Source organism: Streptomyces sp. NPDC008079 (assembly GCF_042957385.1).
Classification (GTDB): Bacteria; Actinomycetota; Actinomycetes; order Streptomycetales; family Streptomycetaceae; genus Actinacidiphila.
The window spans coordinates 325,907-341,171 of the sequence record NZ_JBIBIC010000002.1; the positions used below are offsets into that span (position 1 = coordinate 325,907).

At 72.9% G+C, this 15,265-nt stretch carries 17 protein-coding genes; 12 read left to right on the plus strand and 5 right to left on the minus strand.

From position 1 onward, the window contains the following. Window positions 1–39: 39 nt before the first annotated feature. Window positions 40–642, minus strand: coding sequence for a class I SAM-dependent methyltransferase (locus ACFZAM_RS08465; protein ID WP_391044007.1), 603 nt, complete (start codon window positions 640–642; stop codon window positions 40–42). Between the two features lie 109 nt (window positions 643–751). Between ACFZAM_RS08465 and ACFZAM_RS08470 the strand changes: the two genes are divergently transcribed. The 3 genes from ACFZAM_RS08470 (at window position 752) to ACFZAM_RS08480 (ending at window position 3,294) form a co-directional block, all read left to right on the plus strand. Then, on the plus strand, window positions 752–1,360 hold the full coding sequence (locus ACFZAM_RS08470; protein ID WP_391044010.1) for a helix-turn-helix domain-containing protein: 609 nt from the start codon (window positions 752–754) through the stop codon (window positions 1,358–1,360). Window positions 1,361–1,421: 61 nt separating this feature from the next. After that, window positions 1,422–2,747 (plus strand): MFS transporter, encoded by a 1,326-nt coding sequence (locus ACFZAM_RS08475; RefSeq protein ID WP_391044012.1) that lies wholly within the window; start codon window positions 1,422–1,424, stop codon window positions 2,745–2,747. Window positions 2,748–2,799: 52 nt separating this feature from the next. Continuing rightward, window positions 2,800–3,294 carry an FBP domain-containing protein gene (locus tag ACFZAM_RS08480; protein ID WP_391044014.1) on the plus strand — a complete coding sequence of 165 codons (495 nt, stop codon included), beginning with the start codon at window positions 2,800–2,802 and terminating at the stop codon, window positions 3,292–3,294. Window positions 3,295–3,327: 33 nt separating this feature from the next. Here the strand turns inward: ACFZAM_RS08480 and ACFZAM_RS08485 are convergent, their stop codons facing one another. The 3 genes from ACFZAM_RS08485 to ACFZAM_RS08495 all read right to left on the minus strand — a co-directional run bounded on the left by ACFZAM_RS08485 (window position 3,328) and on the right by ACFZAM_RS08495 (window position 5,519). Further along, window positions 3,328–3,513, minus strand: coding sequence for a hypothetical protein (locus ACFZAM_RS08485; protein WP_391044016.1), 186 nt, complete (start codon window positions 3,511–3,513; stop codon window positions 3,328–3,330). 363 nt (window positions 3,514–3,876) lie between these two features. Then, window positions 3,877–4,509 (minus strand): TIGR03085 family metal-binding protein, encoded by a 633-nt coding sequence (locus ACFZAM_RS08490; protein WP_355334023.1) that lies wholly within the window; start codon window positions 4,507–4,509, stop codon window positions 3,877–3,879. A gap of 65 nt (window positions 4,510–4,574) precedes the next feature. Continuing rightward, window positions 4,575–5,519, minus strand: coding sequence for a hypothetical protein (locus ACFZAM_RS08495; protein WP_355334020.1), 945 nt, complete (start codon window positions 5,517–5,519; stop codon window positions 4,575–4,577). Window positions 5,520–5,636: 117 nt separating this feature from the next. Here ACFZAM_RS08495 and hisI point away from each other — a divergent pair, with 117 nt between their 5' ends. Beyond that, window positions 5,637–6,050, plus strand: a complete 414-nt coding sequence (gene hisI, locus ACFZAM_RS08500; protein WP_391044019.1) for a phosphoribosyl-AMP cyclohydrolase — start codon at window positions 5,637–5,639, stop codon at window positions 6,048–6,050. 9 nt (window positions 6,051–6,059) lie between these two features. Next, window positions 6,060–7,583 carry an anthranilate synthase component I gene (locus ACFZAM_RS08505; protein ID WP_355334017.1) on the plus strand — a complete coding sequence of 508 codons (1,524 nt, stop codon included), beginning with the start codon at window positions 6,060–6,062 and terminating at the stop codon, window positions 7,581–7,583. Window positions 7,584–7,695: 112 nt separating this feature from the next. On the opposite strand, the gene ACFZAM_RS08510 is transcribed toward ACFZAM_RS08505, so the two are convergent. Then, complete coding sequence (locus tag ACFZAM_RS08510) at window positions 7,696–8,922, minus strand: peptidase S8 (protein WP_391044277.1); 1,227 nt, start codon at window positions 8,920–8,922, stop codon at window positions 7,696–7,698. Window positions 8,923–9,308: 386 nt separating this feature from the next. Between ACFZAM_RS08510 and ACFZAM_RS08515 the strand changes: the two genes are divergently transcribed. The 7 genes from ACFZAM_RS08515 to trpA all read left to right on the plus strand — a co-directional run bounded on the left by ACFZAM_RS08515 (window position 9,309) and on the right by trpA (window position 15,151). Continuing rightward, window positions 9,309–10,064: a TIGR02234 family membrane protein gene (locus ACFZAM_RS08515; RefSeq protein WP_391044022.1), complete on the plus strand. Its 756-nt coding sequence runs from the start codon at window positions 9,309–9,311 to the stop codon at window positions 10,062–10,064. A gap of 128 nt (window positions 10,065–10,192) precedes the next feature. Further along, window positions 10,193–10,492, plus strand: coding sequence for an HGxxPAAW family protein (locus ACFZAM_RS08520; protein WP_355334011.1), 300 nt, complete (start codon window positions 10,193–10,195; stop codon window positions 10,490–10,492). Window positions 10,493–10,582: 90 nt separating this feature from the next. Beyond that, window positions 10,583–11,053 carry a DUF2752 domain-containing protein gene (locus tag ACFZAM_RS08525; protein WP_391044279.1) on the plus strand — a complete coding sequence of 157 codons (471 nt, stop codon included), beginning with the start codon at window positions 10,583–10,585 and terminating at the stop codon, window positions 11,051–11,053. Window positions 11,054–11,213: 160 nt separating this feature from the next. Next, entirely contained in the window at window positions 11,214–12,020 is an 807-nt protein-coding gene (gene trpC / locus ACFZAM_RS08530; protein WP_355334006.1) for an indole-3-glycerol phosphate synthase TrpC, read from the plus strand. An 806-nt stretch (window positions 12,021–12,826) separates the two neighbouring features. Beyond that, a complete protein-coding gene (gene trpM / locus ACFZAM_RS08535) occupies window positions 12,827–12,970 on the plus strand; it encodes a tryptophan biosynthesis modulator TrpM (RefSeq protein ID WP_391044025.1) in 144 nt (47 codons plus the stop codon). Window positions 12,971–13,061: 91 nt separating this feature from the next. Next, window positions 13,062–14,333, plus strand: a complete 1,272-nt coding sequence (gene trpB / locus ACFZAM_RS08540; protein WP_355334003.1) for a tryptophan synthase subunit beta — start codon at window positions 13,062–13,064, stop codon at window positions 14,331–14,333. Beyond that, window positions 14,330–15,151: a tryptophan synthase subunit alpha gene (gene trpA / locus ACFZAM_RS08545; RefSeq protein ID WP_355334000.1), complete on the plus strand. Its 822-nt coding sequence runs from the start codon at window positions 14,330–14,332 to the stop codon at window positions 15,149–15,151. Before trpB ends, trpA begins: the two co-directional genes overlap by 4 nt. Window positions 15,152–15,265: the final 114 nt, after the last annotated feature.

Consider the following 15,265-nt stretch of genomic DNA (forward strand, 5'->3'; position numbering starts at 1 on the left):
CGCCGCTCTCCATGTGCGGCGGCTCCGCTTTTCGGCGGCTCAGTCCTGGCGGCGGGTGCAGACCAGCGCCGCGAGGTCCGGCGCGAGCGGTATCTCCACCGAGCGCAGCGCCGGGTGCTCCAGCCAGTGCAGCCTGGCCGGATCGGGGCTGCCCTCGTGCAGCGGCGGCCACCGGTCGGCGGGCGTGAAGTCGTCCACGACGAGGACGCCGCCGGGCCGCAGCAGCTCCACGGGATCGGCCGCCTCGTCCCCCTTCCCCTGGCCGCCGCCGTCCAGGACCAGCAGGTCGAAGGGGCCGTGCGCGGCGATGTCCTTCCAGTCGCCGCATTCGACGGTGACCTGCGGCGCGAGGTCCGAGAACAGCCAGGCGGCCGTTTCCGCGCGCCCCGGATCGCGCTCGACGCTCACCGCGGTGGCGTCGTCCCGCATGCCCGTGACCAGCCAGCCGAGCCCCACTCCGAGTCCGGTACCGGTCTCGCCGATACGGGTGGCGCCCGCGGCGAGCGCGCGCAGCAGGCGGCCCTGCTCGGGGCGGCAGGAGTAGGGGAAGCCGAGCTGCTGTGCGGTGCGGGCGGCGCGTTCGACCAGCGGGGGCAGGTCGCCGGGGCCGCGGAGGTGCGCGCGGGTGCCGTCGAGTGACATGCCCGACATCCTGCCGGGGGCGCCCGGTCCACGGCCGGTGAACAGATGAGAAAGAGAAGTTGCGCAAATTAGATTGCGCAACTTTTCTTTCCTATCTAGGCTGGTGGTCGTGCCAGAAAAAGACGACGCCCCCCGGCCCCAGGCTCAGCGCATCACCGACCTCGACGCGCTGAAGGTCTTCACCCACCCGCTGCGCATCCAGCTCTACCGCCACCTGGTCACCTCGGGTGCCGCCACCGCCTCCCACCTGGCCGACCAGGTCGACGAGGCGGTGTCCCTGGTCAGCTACCACCTGCGCAAGCTCGCCGCCCACGGCTTCATCGTCGAGGCCCCCGAGAAGAGCACCGACGGCCGCGAGCGCTGGTGGAAGGTCTCCGCCGAGCGCGGCTTCTCCTTCCGCAGCGGGGACTTCACGGACCGGCCCGAGGGCGCAGCCGTCGTCAACGAGGTCACCAGGCAGCTCCTGGCCAGCCGCTACGAGCGGTACGAGCGCTACCTGGCCCAGCAGGCCGCCTGGGCGGGGGAGTGGACCGACGCCTCCTTCAGCTCCGAGTACATGCCGCGGCTCAGCGCCGCCGAACTCCACGAAATGGACGAGGAGATCACCGCGCTCATGCGCCGCTGGATCGACCGCGGCAAGGCGGCGGTCGAGGCGGGCGACACCGAGGGGCGGGAGCTGGTGGCCGTGCAGATGTACGGATTCCCGTTCCGGGAGTGACCGCGGAAGGCCCCTGAGACCGCGCCCGACCCGACGTCGAGACCAGAGGAGGGCCGCCACCATGACGGCGACCGCGATATCCGCAACACCGCACGGCAGGCCCGCGCACAAGGACGGGAACGTGCTGCGCTGGCTGATCGCGTACACCGCGTCCATGCTCGGCGACTGCGTCTACTTCCTCGCCCTCGGCTTCGCCGCCGCCAAGGTGGCGCCGCCGACGCAGGTGGGCCTGGTGATGGCGGTCGGCGCGGTGCCGCGCGCGGTGCTGATGCTCGGCGGGGGAGTGATCGCCGACCGGTTCGGGCCGCGCAAGGTGGTGATCGGGAGCGACGCGGTGCGCTGCGCGCTGATCCTCGGCGCCGCGGCGACGCTGGCGCTCTCCTCGCCCGGGCTGTGGCTGCTGGTCGTCGTCTCGCTGCTCTTCGGCGTCGTGGACGCGCTGTTCATGCCGGCCGTCGGCGCGCTGCCGCCGCGGATCGTCGCCGCCGACCAGCTCACCCGCTTGCAGGGCATGCGGTCCCTCACCATCCGCTTCGGCACCATCGTCGGACCGCCGGTCGGCGGCCTCGCGATGGGGCTCGGCGGCGCCACGGCCGCCTTCGCCCTGGCGGGCGCGCTCTTCGCGGTCTCCGTACCGCTGCTGATCGCCACCCGCATGAGCCCGCTGCCCGAGGCGCCCGCCGGGAGCGACGGGCCCGAGGAGGGCGCGAGCGCCTGGCGGGATCTGCTCGACGGACTGCGGTACGTCCGCCGCCACCGGCTCGTCGGCCCGCTGGTCCTGTCCGCCGCCATCTGCGAACTGGGCCTGGTCGGCCCGTTGAACGTCGGCATGATCCTGCTCGCCCAGCACCGCGGCTGGGGCTCGTCCGGCTACGGCTGGATCATCGCGGGCTTCGGCGCGGGCGCCGGGTGCGGCGCGCTGCTGCTGACCTTACGGGGCCGTCTGCCGCGGGCCGGGGCCGTCCAGATCGGCGCCCTGTTCGCGGGCGCCGCGGGCGTCGGCCTGATCGGCGTGGCGCCGTCGCCGGCCCTCGCGGTCGCCGTCGCCGCGCTGAGCGGCCTGTTCTGCGGCATCTGCGGCAGCCTCGCGTACGCCCTCATCCAGTCGGCGGCCGACCCCGGCTACCTCGGCCGCGTCACCTCGGTGATGAGCCTCAGCAGCTTCGGCCTCGCCCCTTTGGCCTACCCCCTCTTCGGCGCCGCCGTCGCCGCCTGGGGCCCGGCCCCCGTCTTCCTCACCAGCGCCGTCCTCACCATGACCGGAGGCGTCGTCGGCCTCGCCACCCCCGCGATCCGCACCGCGGAACTTCCCCGCGGGAAGCGGTCGCCGCGCCCGGCGGCGGACGTGACGGCTCCCGCCGAGCCGGTGGCCGCGGGCCGGGACTGACGCCGAGAAAATGCTGTGACGTGCGCGGGGGCCTCCTGTTAGCTTCGCGCTCATGGACCCGCTCGGTGATGCAGAGATTCGCGGCTCGTTCGTCAATTGCTCCAAGGGGGAGGCGAAGCGGATCAGCCTGCCCAGGGATCTGGGCGACCTGCCGTGGAGCGACCTGGACTTCCTCGGCTGGCGCGACCCCGGCGCCCGCGACCGCGCCTATCTGGTGCGGCCCGGCGACGAGCCCGTGGGCATCGTCCTGCGGATCGCCCCCGGCGCCCGGCGCAATCTGATGCGCAGCAGCCTCTGCTCCCTCTGCCTCACCGGCCACTCCGGCGGCGGCGTCGACCTCCTGGCGGCCCCGCTCGCGGGCGCCGCCGGCCGCCAGGGCAACACCGTCGCCCTCTACATGTGCGCCGACCTCGCCTGTCCCCTCTACGTCCGCGGCAAGAAGAGCTCCGTCCTGGTCAAGCGGCTCGAGGAGACCCTCACCCTCGACGAACAGATCGCCCGCACCCTCCGCAACCTCGACGGCTTCCTCGCCAAGGTCGTCGCCTAGCCGGACGAACGGCGGTGCGCCGGAGAAGCGGGGTCACGCGGTCGGCGTGAGGACGAGCCGGCGGCCCGGCTCGACGGGAGCCGTCCAGGCGCGCTCGACCTCGCAGAGGGATACGGCGTCGGCCGCGACGGAGAAGACCCCGGCCGTGAGCCGAGCGACCAGCGAAGGAAGTTCGGCGACGATGCCCGCGGCGGTGACGGAGCCCTGGCCACTGCCCATGACGCGGAGGTTGGCGGCGCGCAGGACGAAGGACGGCAGGGTGATGTCGGGTCCGGCCGTGGAGCCGATCTGGATCCAGTCGAGGACGGCGGCACGGTCGGTGCGGCGGGTGAGCAGCGCGGGGAGGGCCCGCTCGGTCGGCGCGCCCCAGGTGTAGTGGATGACCGACAGGCCCAGCTCGGCCGCGACCTTCCCCAGCGAGTTCTGCGCTCGCGGCCGGCCTCGCCGACGAGCAGCGCGCCGCCCTGTCCGTGCTGGCGAGCGCTGTGGTGTCCGGCAACAGCGCGCTGTGAGAAGCCCGGGGCCGACGGGGCCGAGGGGCTGTCGCCCGCCGGGGCGGCGGACGCGCTGCCGCCTACCGCGTCACAGTCCGAGCTTCGCCGCGTACAGCCGTGCCACCGCGTCCTTGTCGCCGTCCACCTCGACCTCGGCGGCGTCCTGGCGGCCGAAGACGAAGATCGTCAGCTCGGACGGCTCACCGGTCACGGTCACCACGGGAGAGCCCTTGCGGGCGACGGCGGTCTGGCCGTTCGGACGGCGCAGCACCAGGCCGACCGGGGAGCGGCGGCCCGCGAGCCGGGCGGCACGCTCCAGCCGGGCCCACAGCGTGTCGGCGAAGACGGGGTCGATGGCACGCGGCGTCCAGTCGGGCGTGGCACGCCGGACGTCCTCGGCGTGGACGTAGAACTCGACGGTGTTGGAAGCCTCGTCCACCTGCTTGATGGTGAAGGGCGACATCCGCGGCGGCCCGGTCCTGATGAGCTGGATCAGCTCTTCGTACGGCTTTCGCGCGTACTCCTTGCGGACCCGTTCCGCACGGTCCTTGAGCTGCGGGATGACAAGCCCCGCCGCCGCGTCACCGCGCCGTTCGCGTACCACGACGTGCGCGGCCAGGTCGCGGGTGGACCAGCCCTCGCACAGCGTCGGGCCGTCGGGTCCTGACTGCTCCAGCAGATCGGCGAGGAGCAGACGTTCGCGCTGGGCATGTGTCGACATGACCCCAGATTAACGGCCCCTTGGCCGATACGTCCGCTCCCCGCCCCTGCCGCCCCCGTGAGGCGTCAGCCCAGCGGAGCGTAGAGCTTCTTGCTGTTGGTGCCGTTGTTGAGCGTGAGCGAGCAGGTCACCGTCTTGCGGCCCTGGAGCTCGTAGGTGGTCAGCTTCGGGAAGAGCGCGTACGGGTAGTACAGCCGCCCGTCCGCGGGAAGGTGCTTCTTGGCGTCGGCCGTGCACAGCTCCAGCGCCTTCGACTGGATCTCCGAGTCGGTGCTGAAGGTGCCGGACAGCGTCTCGTTGGCGACGACCTGGCCGTCGTGCGCGGAGCTGCACGACTTGGTGGTCACCGTGTCGACGGTCGGCGTGAGGGTCGGCGCGTCGAAGCACTTGCCCGGCGAGAGCACCACGTACGGCACGACCTTCTCGGTCGGGGTGATGCTCGGGAAGTCGGTGAACGGGTCGTCGGTCGGGGTGTCGAACGTCGGGGTGTCCGACGGCAGCGTGAAGCTGGGCGTCGGCTCCGTGAAGGACGGCATGGACGGCAGTCCTGACGGCAGACCGCTGATCGACGGCGTCGGCTTCGCGTCGTTCTTGCTGTCGCTGCCGCCGGAGACGGCGACCGCGGTGCCGATACCGCCGATCACCACGACCGCGGCTATCGCGATCAGCACATTGCGCTTGGTGTTGTTCGGCGGCGGCGGGGGCGGCGGGTAGCCGCCGGGGCCCTGCGGGTAGCCGTAGCCACCGGGCGGGGCGGGCGGTCCTGGCGGGCCCGGCTGGCCGTAGCCGCCCTGCTGACCGTAGCCCTGCTGGCCGTAAGGACCCGGCGCGGCCTGCGTCGGCTCCTGCGGATAACCGTAGTTCTGACCGCCGCCTTGTTGCGGATAGCCATAGCCGCCGTCAGCGGGCGGCGGGGGAGGAGGGGGGCCGAAGCCCTGCGGTGGCCCGAAACCGCCTCCTTGATCCGGAGGCGGCGGCGGTCCTTCTTGCGGCGGTGGTGGAAAACCCATGCAGGCAGGATGCCCCATACGGGTGACATGAGCGAGCGACAACCGGATGGTGGTCAACTCACTTGCCCTCTTTGCCGGTTATTGACCCTTTTCGAGTTCTTGATATTCGGCGGCAGAATGGTCACCATGCCCGCCACCGCACTCGACCCAGCAGTCGCCGCCCGCCTCAAGCGCACGGCCGACGGACTCGTACCCGCCATCGCCCAGCAATACGACACCGGTGAAGTGCTGATGCTGGGGTGGATGGACGACGAGGCCCTGCACCGCACCCTCACCACCGGCCGCTGCACCTACTGGAGCCGCAGCCGCCAGGAGTACTGGGTCAAGGGCGACACCTCGGGCCACGTCCAGCACGTCAAGTCCGTCGCGCTGGACTGCGACGGGGACACCCTGCTGGTGAAGGTCGACCAGGTCGGCGCCGCCTGCCACACCGGCGACCGCACGTGCTTCGACGCCGACGTGCTGCCGCTCGGCCAGCCGGTCCGCCCTTCGCCGTACCGGCCGCTCCCGGCGCCCGGCCGTGACCACTAATCTCGGCTCATGGACCTTGAGACCTTCCGCAAGCTGGCGGTCGACCGCCGGGTGATTCCCGTGACGCGCAGGCTGCTCGCCGACGGCGACACTCCGGTCGGGCTGTACCGCAAGCTCGCGGGGGAGCGGACGGGAACGTTCCTGCTGGAGTCGGCGGACGGAGGCACCTCCCAGGCCGAAGGCTCCGGGGGAGACCGTACGTGGTCGCGCTACTCCTTCGTCGGCGTCCGGTCGGCCGCCACGCTCACCGCGCGCGACGGCCAGGCGCACTGGCTCGGCACGCCGCCGGTCGGCGTCCCGGTCGACGGCGACCCGCTGGAGGCGCTGCGCGTCACCGTCGACGCCCTGCACACCCCGCGCGACCTGGCGGCGGGGATGCCGCCCTTCACCGGCGGCATGGTCGGCTACCTCGGCTACGACATCGTGCGCCGCCTGGAGCGGATCGGCGAGCGGACCCGCGACGACCTGCGGTTGCCGGAACTGACCATGCTGCTCACCTCCGACCTCGCCGTCCTCGACCACTGGGACGGCACGGTCCTGCTGATCGCCAACGCGATCAACCACAACGACCGCGACACCGGGGTGGACGAGGCCCACGCGGACGCCGTCGCCCGCCTCGACGCCATGCAGGCCGACCTGGCCAAGCCGGTCGAATACGTCCCCGTCGAGCTGCCGCCGTCGGAACTGCCCGAATACACCGCCCTGTGGGGCGGCGCCGCCTATCAGCGCGCGGTCGACGACATCAAGGAACGTATCCGCGCGGGTGAGGCCTTCCAGGTCGTCCCCTCGCAGCGCTTCGAGACCCCGTGCACGGCCAGCGCGCTCGACGTCTACCGGGTCCTGCGGGCCACCAACCCCAGCCCGTACATGTACCTCTTCCGCTTCCCCGGCGGCGAGGGCGGCGACTTCGACGTCGTCGGCTCCAGCCCCGAGGCACTGGTCAAGGTCGAGGACGGCCGCGCCATGGTCCACCCGATCGCGGGCACCCGCCCGCGCGGCGCCACCCCGCGACAGGACACCGCGCTCGCCGAGGAACTGCTGGCCGACCCCAAGGAACGCGCCGAGCACCTGATGCTGGTCGACCTCGGCCGCAACGACCTGGGCCGCGTCTGCGAACCCGGCAGCGTCGAGGTCGTCGACTTCATGTCCGTCGAGCGCTACTCCCACGTCATGCACATCGTCTCGACCGTCACCGGCCAGGTCGCCGAGGGCCGTACCGCCTTCGACGTGCTCACCGCCTGCTTCCCCGCGGGCACCCTCTCCGGCGCCCCCAAGCCGCGCGCCATGCAGATCATCGAGGAGCTGGAGCCGTCCCGGCGCGGTCTGTACGGCGGCTGCGTCGGCTACCTCGACTTCGCCGGTGACTCCGACACCGCCATCGCCATCCGTACGGCGCTGCTCCGCGACGGCACCGCCTACGTCCAGGCCGGGGCCGGTGTCGTCGCCGACAGCGATCCGGTGGCCGAGGACACCGAGTGCCGCAACAAGGCCGCCGCCGTCCTGCGCGCGGTGGCCACGGCCAACCGCCTGTGACGGTCGCCTTCCGGAGGCGGTCAGCCGGTCTTCGACAGACGTGAGCGACGAGCCACGACGTGCGTGCGCGTCGTGGCTCGTCGCGCGGTTCCTCGCGCCCTTGTGGGTGCCGTCAGCCCGCGAAGGCCGCCGTGCCGTTCGGCGTGCCGAGGCCCGTCGGGCCGTCGAAGCCGCTCACGCCGGTGCACAGGTACGAGCCGCCGCACGAGCCGTTCGAGCCGCCGGCCACGTCGTTGAGCGCGTCGGCGTGCGCGTAGGGGAACGAGGCGGGGTAGGACCCGGCCGAGGGCGCCCCGGCGAGGGCGTAGACGGCCGCGATCAGCGGTGACGAGGCGCTGGTGCCGCCGAAGACCTCCCAGCCGGTGTCCGAGCCGTACGTGTCGTGGACGGCGACGCCCGTCGCGGGGTCGGCGACCGCCGAGACGTCGGCGATGGTGCGCTTGCCGCAGTCGGCGTCCGTCTGCCAGGACGGCTTGGCGTCGTAGGAGGAGCAGCCGGAGCCGGTGCCCGTCCAGACGGACTCGGTCCAGCCGCGGCTGGAGGAGTCGCTGGTGAGCGAGGTGCCGCCGACCGCGGTGACGTATTGGGAGGCGGCCGGGTACTCGGCGCCGTAGCCGCTGTCACCGGCGCTGACGGTGATGGCGACACCGGGGTGGTCGAAGTACGAGCTGTCGTACGACGGGTCCGAGGAGGACTCGCCGCCGCCGTAGCTGTTGGAGACGTACTTCGCGCCCAGCGACACCGCGGTGTTGACGGACTCGCCCAGGTTGGTCATCGAGGAGTCGTCGGCCTCGACCAGGAGGATGTGGCAGTCGGGGCAGGCGGCGCTGACCATGTCGAGGTCGAGCGATATCTCCTCGGCCCAGCCCGCGTCGGCGCTCGGCAGCGAGGAGGCGCTGCCGGACTGGCCGACCTTCGAGAAGCAGCCGTTGTCGGCGGTGCAGGCGGGCAGGCCGTACGTGGAGCGGTAAGTGGCCAGATCCGCTTCGGCGTTGGGGTCGTCGTACGCGTCGACGATCGCCACGGTCGCGCCGGACCCGCCGGAAGAGGGCAGGGCGTACGCGCTCTGGAGATCGGCCGGGCCGAGGCCGGAGGGGGCCGCGGCCGGGTCCACCGAACCGGTGGACTTCTTGAGGGTGTTGACGCCCTGGGTGACCTTGAGCGCCTTGCACGCCATCACGTCCGGATGGGTGCTGACGGCGCAGGAGCGCGCGGTGCTGACGCCGTGCGCGGCGGGGGAGGCACCGGCGTACGGCGCCAGGGCCAGCCCTGACAGGGCCAGTCCGGCGGCGGCGGTGACCGCGAGCGCGGTGCGGCGGGCGGTGGGTGTGAGGGTGATCGAACGCAACTATTGCCTCCTGTGGGGGGTGAACCGGGGGCTTGTGGGATGCGTGACAGGTGGTGCCATTGGTGCGAGTTGACATCAGTGGGACGGCCGAGAACGTATGGTGACGAGCGCACGCCAACAAGGAGGGGGCTGGAAGCTATACCTCCGCTTTACTTGTGGCATAAGGGAGTTGGGCAAGGCATTGCCTGGTGCTGACCTCCCGGCAGGTGTGAAATCGAGTCGTCCCGGTGTGGTGTGCGACGGCTGTTCCGTACCGCTTCGTGACCATTCGGGACCGATCGCCACGGCGTGTTTTCAGCCGCGCGCCGCGACCCCCGGTCCGGCCGCCCGGTGCCCCCGCCGGACGGGCCGCCGCGCCGACAGGCGATAGTGGTGGGGTGAGTGCCGTCCCTCAGCCCCGCGCTGACCAAGCCGTCGAGACCGAAGCCGCGACCGACCGCGAGACCGGGGTCGAACCCGGCCGGGCGACCGAAGCCGGGCCCGAACGCGGGACCGGCCCCGGTGCCGCGCCCTCGGCCGCGCGGCGCACCGCCATGCGCGTCCTCGCCGTCGCGCTCGCGTGCGGCGTGATCGGCGCCAGCGTCGTGCTGCTCGCGGCGGGCAAGACCTGGGCGCGCGGCACCGTCGCCTTCGGCCAGGGCACCCTCCCGGTGCACGCCACCGGCAGCCAGGCCACCGCGCTGCCCGGCGCGCTGGCCCTGGTCGGCCTGGCCGCGCTCGTCGCCGTCTTCGCCGTGCGCCGGATCGGCCGGTACGTCGTCTCCGGGCTGCTCGCGCTCTCCGGCCTCGGCGTGGTCGTCGTCGTGCTCGCCCGCCGCGCGGCCACCGGCGCCCTCAACGAACGGGCCGCCGCCGCGTCCGGCCTCACCCGCGCCACCGCGGGCCACACGAGCACCACCGGCTGGCCGCTGGTCGCCGTCGCCGGCGGCGTCCTGCTGCTCCTCGCGGGCCTGCTCGCACTGCGCTACGGCCACGCCTGGCCCGCGATGTCCAGCCGCTACGACCGGCCGGGCAGCCGCCCCTCGCTGCGCGGCCGTGCCGCCGCCGCGCCCGCGCCGATCGACCCCGACCGGGCCGAGGACCTGTGGAAGGCGCTGGACCGGGGCGAGGACCCCACCCAGGCCCCCGGCTGACCGGTCCCGCGCGTGCCGCGACCGCCCGTTCCACCCCCGTGCACGGCAACCCCGGAACACGCGCAACAATGGAAGACGAAGTCGGCGGCGAAAGGACGCCGCCGACCGAGAGGATTCAGGGAGCACTCATGGCGGTCCATCACGACCACGGCCACACCCCCGCCGCGTGGACCGGGTCGATCATCTCGTTCATCGGCTTCTGTGCCGGAGGCGTGTTCATGGTCGCCGCCCAGCCGGTCCCCTTCTGGGCGAGCATGGGCGTCATACTGCTCGGCCCCGTCGTCGGCGGTGCGATGAAGCTCATGGGCCTGGGCAGCAAGGAGTCACCCGAGGTACGGGTCGCCCGCGCCCACGCCGCGCAGGAGGTCCGCACCCCGGAGGGGACGACGCACACGGAGTCGCCCGCTGAGGCGCCCGCCAGCGCCTGACCCCACCGGTCCCGCCCGCCGGGCGCAGCCGCCGACCTCCGGGTCCGCGCGCTGCGCCTTCGTGCGTCCGGGGGCAGAATCGGCGATGTGATTCACGACACAGCAGGTCGGGCCGCAGGCCGCGCCCCCGCGGTGGCGCGCGGGACGGCTCCCGGAGCGGCCCTCGGCGCCCTCGCGCGCGCCGCCGTACCGCTCGCCCTCCTCGGCGCGGTGGCGGGCGCCTTCGCGTACGTCGGCGCCGTCGACCCCAACACGCCCGGCCACTACCCGGCCTGCCCGCTGCTGCACTACACCGGGATCTACTGCCCCGGCTGCGGCGGCCTGCGCAGCGCCCACGCCGTCGCCCACGGCCACCTCGGCACGGCGCTGGGCTGCAACGCGCTCGCGGTGGCCGGATACGTCATCTTCGCCGTCGTGTGGGCCGTCTGGTTCACCCGCAGGCTGCGCGGCAGACCGTTCGAACCCGTGCTGCGCCCGGTGTACGGGAAGGCGCTCCTCGCCCTGGCGCTGGTCTTCACCGTTGTCCGGAACCTGCCGTTCGGCGCGGCGCTGATCCCGTGACCCGCCCGCCTTCCGGGGCATGCTTGTCCAGGTGGTGGGACCGCGAATCCCCGGATGCGGGCGCTGCGCCCGGCGCCCGATACCATCGGAGTGTCGGTGGTTCCCACCATTGGCTTGATCATTTCGCTGTACGAACCCGGTCCGGAAGGGGAGCTCTCGCGTGAGTGTGCTCGACGAGATCATCGACGGAGTCCGCGCTGACCTCGCCGAGCGGCAGGCCCGCGTCACCCTCGACGAACTCAAGGAGCGGGCCACCAAGGCGCGCGACGCCAAGGACGGGGTGGCCGCCCTGCGCGGCGACAGTGTCAAGGTGATCTGCGAGGTCAAGCGGTCCAGCCCCTCCAAGGGCGCGCTGGCCGCCATCGCCGACCCCGCGGGGCTCGCCGCCGACTACGAGGCGGGCGGCGCCGCCGTCATCAGCGTCCTCACCGAGGAGCGGAAGTTCGGCGGCTCCCTCGCCGACCTCGAAGCGGTCCGCGCCAAGGTCGACATCCCGGTCCTGCGCAAGGACTTCATCGTCACCGCGTACCAGCTCTGGGAGGCCCGCGCCTACGGTGCCGACCTCGCCCTGCTGATCGTCTCCGCGCTCGACCAGGACGCCCTCGTCTCGCTCGTCGAGCGCGCCCAGTCGATCGGCCTCACCCCGATCGTCGAGGTGCACGACGAGGAGGAGGTCGAGCGGGCGGTGGACGCCGGGGCGAAGATCATCGGGGTCAACGCGCGTAATCTCAAGACCCTTGAGGTCGACCGCGGGAACTTCGCCCGCGTCGCGCCCGAGATTCCCGACCACATCGTGAAGATCGCCGAGTCCGGGGTGCGTGGTCCCCACGACCTGATCGCCTACGCCAATGACGGCGCCGACGCCGTGCTTGTCGGCGAGTCGCTCGTCACCGGCAAGGATCCGCGTGCCGCGGTCGCCGATCTCGTGGCTGCCGGCGCCCACCCCGCCCTCCGCTTCGGCCGCTAACCCCCCTCCGGGGGAGGGCCCCACACCCATTACGGTGCCCCGTCAGGGGCGCGGGGAACTGCGCGGCCCGCCGCGATGCTCCCGCAGGTCACCGCCCGCCCCGGCGGGGCAGTTCGGTGGTGTCCGGACCACCGGCCGGTGGGGGTTGCTCGGGCAGTTCCTCGCGCCCCTGACGGGGCGACCGTCTTTCGTCCGGGCGGTGGGCCGGTCTTTTGAGGGGTGCGGGGAACTGCGCGGCCAGCCGCGACGCTCTCGCAGGTCACCGCCCGCCCCGGTGGGGCAGTTCGGTGGTGTCCGGATCACCGGCCGGTGGTGGGTTGCTCGCGCGGTTCCTCGCGCCCCTGATGGGGCGGGCCGTCTTTCGTTCGGGCGGTGAGCCGGTCTTTTGAGGGGCGCGGGGAACTGCGCGGCCAGCCGCGACGCTCCCGCTGGTCACCGCCCGCCCCGGTGGGGCAGTTCGGTGGTGTCCGGTCCACCGGCCGGTGGTGGGTTGCTCGCGCAGTTCCCCGCGCCCCTGATGGGGCGGGCCGTCTTTCGTCCGGGCGGTGAGCCGGTCTTTTGAGGGGCGCGGGGAACTGCGCGGCCCGCCACGATGCTCCCGCAGGTCACCACCCGCCCCGGTGGGGCAGTTCGGTGGTGTCCGGACCACCGGCCGGTGGTGGGTTGCTCGCGCAGTTCCCCGCGCCCCTCAAAGCGAGGCCCTGCGCGGTACCGGGGTCCTCAAGGCGAGGCGCTGCGTTGGCTGAACGCGCGCGGGGGCCGGGCATGGAGTGGGGGGACCTGCCCGGAGGGCTAGACTCGGGCGCATGTCCCTCGCCGCGCGTCTCGCCCCCGGTTGCCGCCCCCGCGGCTGCCGCGCGCCGGCGCGCAAGGTGCTGGGGCGCCGGGTGCGGTATGTGATCGGGTGCGAGCCCGGCCAGGTGAACGGCAGGCGATGGCGCCGCGGCTGAGCCGCGAGCACAGCCGCGTACGCACGACACGGACACGCGTACGCGTCCCCCCTTTCACCCGCGCCTGACGGCGCACAGCCAGGGATACCCCATGTCAGAAACGCACGACTTCTTCCATCCGGATCCGGACGGATCCGTCCCCACCCCCGCGGGCTACTTCGGCGCGTTCGGCGGCAAGTTCATCCCGGAGGCGCTGGTCGCCGCCGTGGACGAGGTGGCCGTCGAGTACGAGAAGGCGAAGACCGACCCCGCCTTCGCGGCCGAGCTGAACGACCTGATGGCCAACTACGCGGGCCGTCCGAGCGCCCTCACGGAGGTCCCCCGGTTCGCCGAGCAGGCGGGCGGGGCACGGGTCTTCCTCAAGCGGGAGGACCTGAACCACACCGGCTCGCACAAGATCAACAACGTGCTGGGCCAGACGCTGCTGACCAAGCGGATGGGCAAGACCCGCGTGATCGCGGAGACCGGCGCGGGCCAGCACGGCGTCGCCACCGCGACCGCCTGCGCGCTGTTCGGCCTCGACTGCACGATCTACATGGGCGAGATCGACACCCAGCGCCAGGCGCTCAACGTCGCGCGGATGCGGATGCTCGGCGCCGAGGTGGTCTCGGTGACCTCCGGCAGCCGGACGCTGAAGGACGCCATCAACGAGGCGTTCCGCGACTGGGTCGCCAACGTGGACCGCACGCACTACCTGTTCGGCACGGTCGCGGGACCGCACCCCTTCCCCGCGCTGGTCCGCGACTTCCACCGGGTGATCGGCGTCGAGGCGCGCCGCCAGCTCCTGGAGCGCACCGGCCGGCTGCCCGACGCCGCCGTCGCCTGCGTCGGCGGCGGCTCCAACGCCATGGGCCTCTTCCACGCCTTCCTGCCCGACACCGGGGTCCGGCTGGTCGGCTGCGAGCCCGCGGGCCACGGCGTGGCCACCGGGGAGCACGCGGCCACCCTCACCGAGGGCGAGCCGGGCATCCTGCACGGCTCGCGCTCCTACGTCCTCCAGGACGACGAGGGCCAGATCACCGAGCCGTACTCGATCTCGGCGGGTCTGGACTACCCCGGCGTCGGCCCCGAGCACTCGTACCTCAAGGACATCGGCCGCGCCGAATACCGCGCGGTCACCGACGACGAGGCGATGCAGGCCCTGCGGCTGCTGTCCCGTACCGAGGGCATCATCCCCGCCATCGAGAGCGCGCACGCCCTGGCCGGGGCCCTGGAGATCGGCCGCGAGCTGGGCCCCGAGGGCCTGGTGCTGGTGAACCTCTCCGGCCGCGGCGACAAGGACATGGACACGGCGGCCCGCTACTTCGGGCTGTACGACGCGACCGCCGAGGTCGACGAGGACAACGAGGTGGCGGTCAAGTGAGCGGGAACGTAGAGCTGTTGGACCGGGCGCTGGCCGACGCCAAGGCCGAGGGGCGGGCCGCGCTCGTGGCGTATCTGCCCGCCGGTTTCCCGACCGTGGACGGCGGGATCGAGGCCGTGAAGGCCGCCTTCGAAGGCGGCGCGGACATCGTCGAGGTCGGGCTGCCGCACAGCGACCCGGTGCTGGACGGGCCGGTCATCCAGACCGCCGACGACATCGCGCTCAACAAGAACCACGTGCGGATCGCCGACGTGCTGCGCACCGTACGCGAGGCGCACCAGGCCACCGGCAAGCCGGTGCTGGTCATGACGTACTGGAACCCGGTGGACCGCTACGGCGCCGAGCGGTTCGCGACCGAGCTGGCCGAGGCGGGCGGCGCGGGCTGCATCCTGCCCGACCTGCCGGTCGAGGAGTCCGAGGGATGGCGGAAGGCGGCCGAGCAGCAGGGCCTGGCCACCGTCTTCGTCGTCGCCCCTTCCAGCCGTGACGAGCGGCTGGCGAAGATCACCGCGGCGGGCAGCGGCTTCGTCTACGCGGCCTCCCTGATGGGTGTCACCGGCACGCGGGAGAGCGTCGGCGAGCAGGCGTCCGACCTCGTGCGCCGCACCCGCGCTACCACGGACCTGCCGGTCTGCGTGGGCCTGGGCGTGTCGAACGCGGTGCAGGCCGCCGAGGTCGCGGCCTTCGCCGACGGTGTGATCGTCGGTTCGGCCTTCGTCAAGCGCATCCTCGACGCGGACGGCGACCTGCCCGCGGCCCTCACGGCCGTACGGGAACTGGCGGCGGAACTGGCCGCGGGCGTCCGCAAGCGCGGCTGACGGCACCGGCCGCGACCGTACGAAAGAAACCGGCCGCGCCCCGTACGACCGGCCCCGGCGTAACACGATGGGGCGAATCGCGGTGCGGGAAGGCGCTGAAGTGCCCTCCCGCAC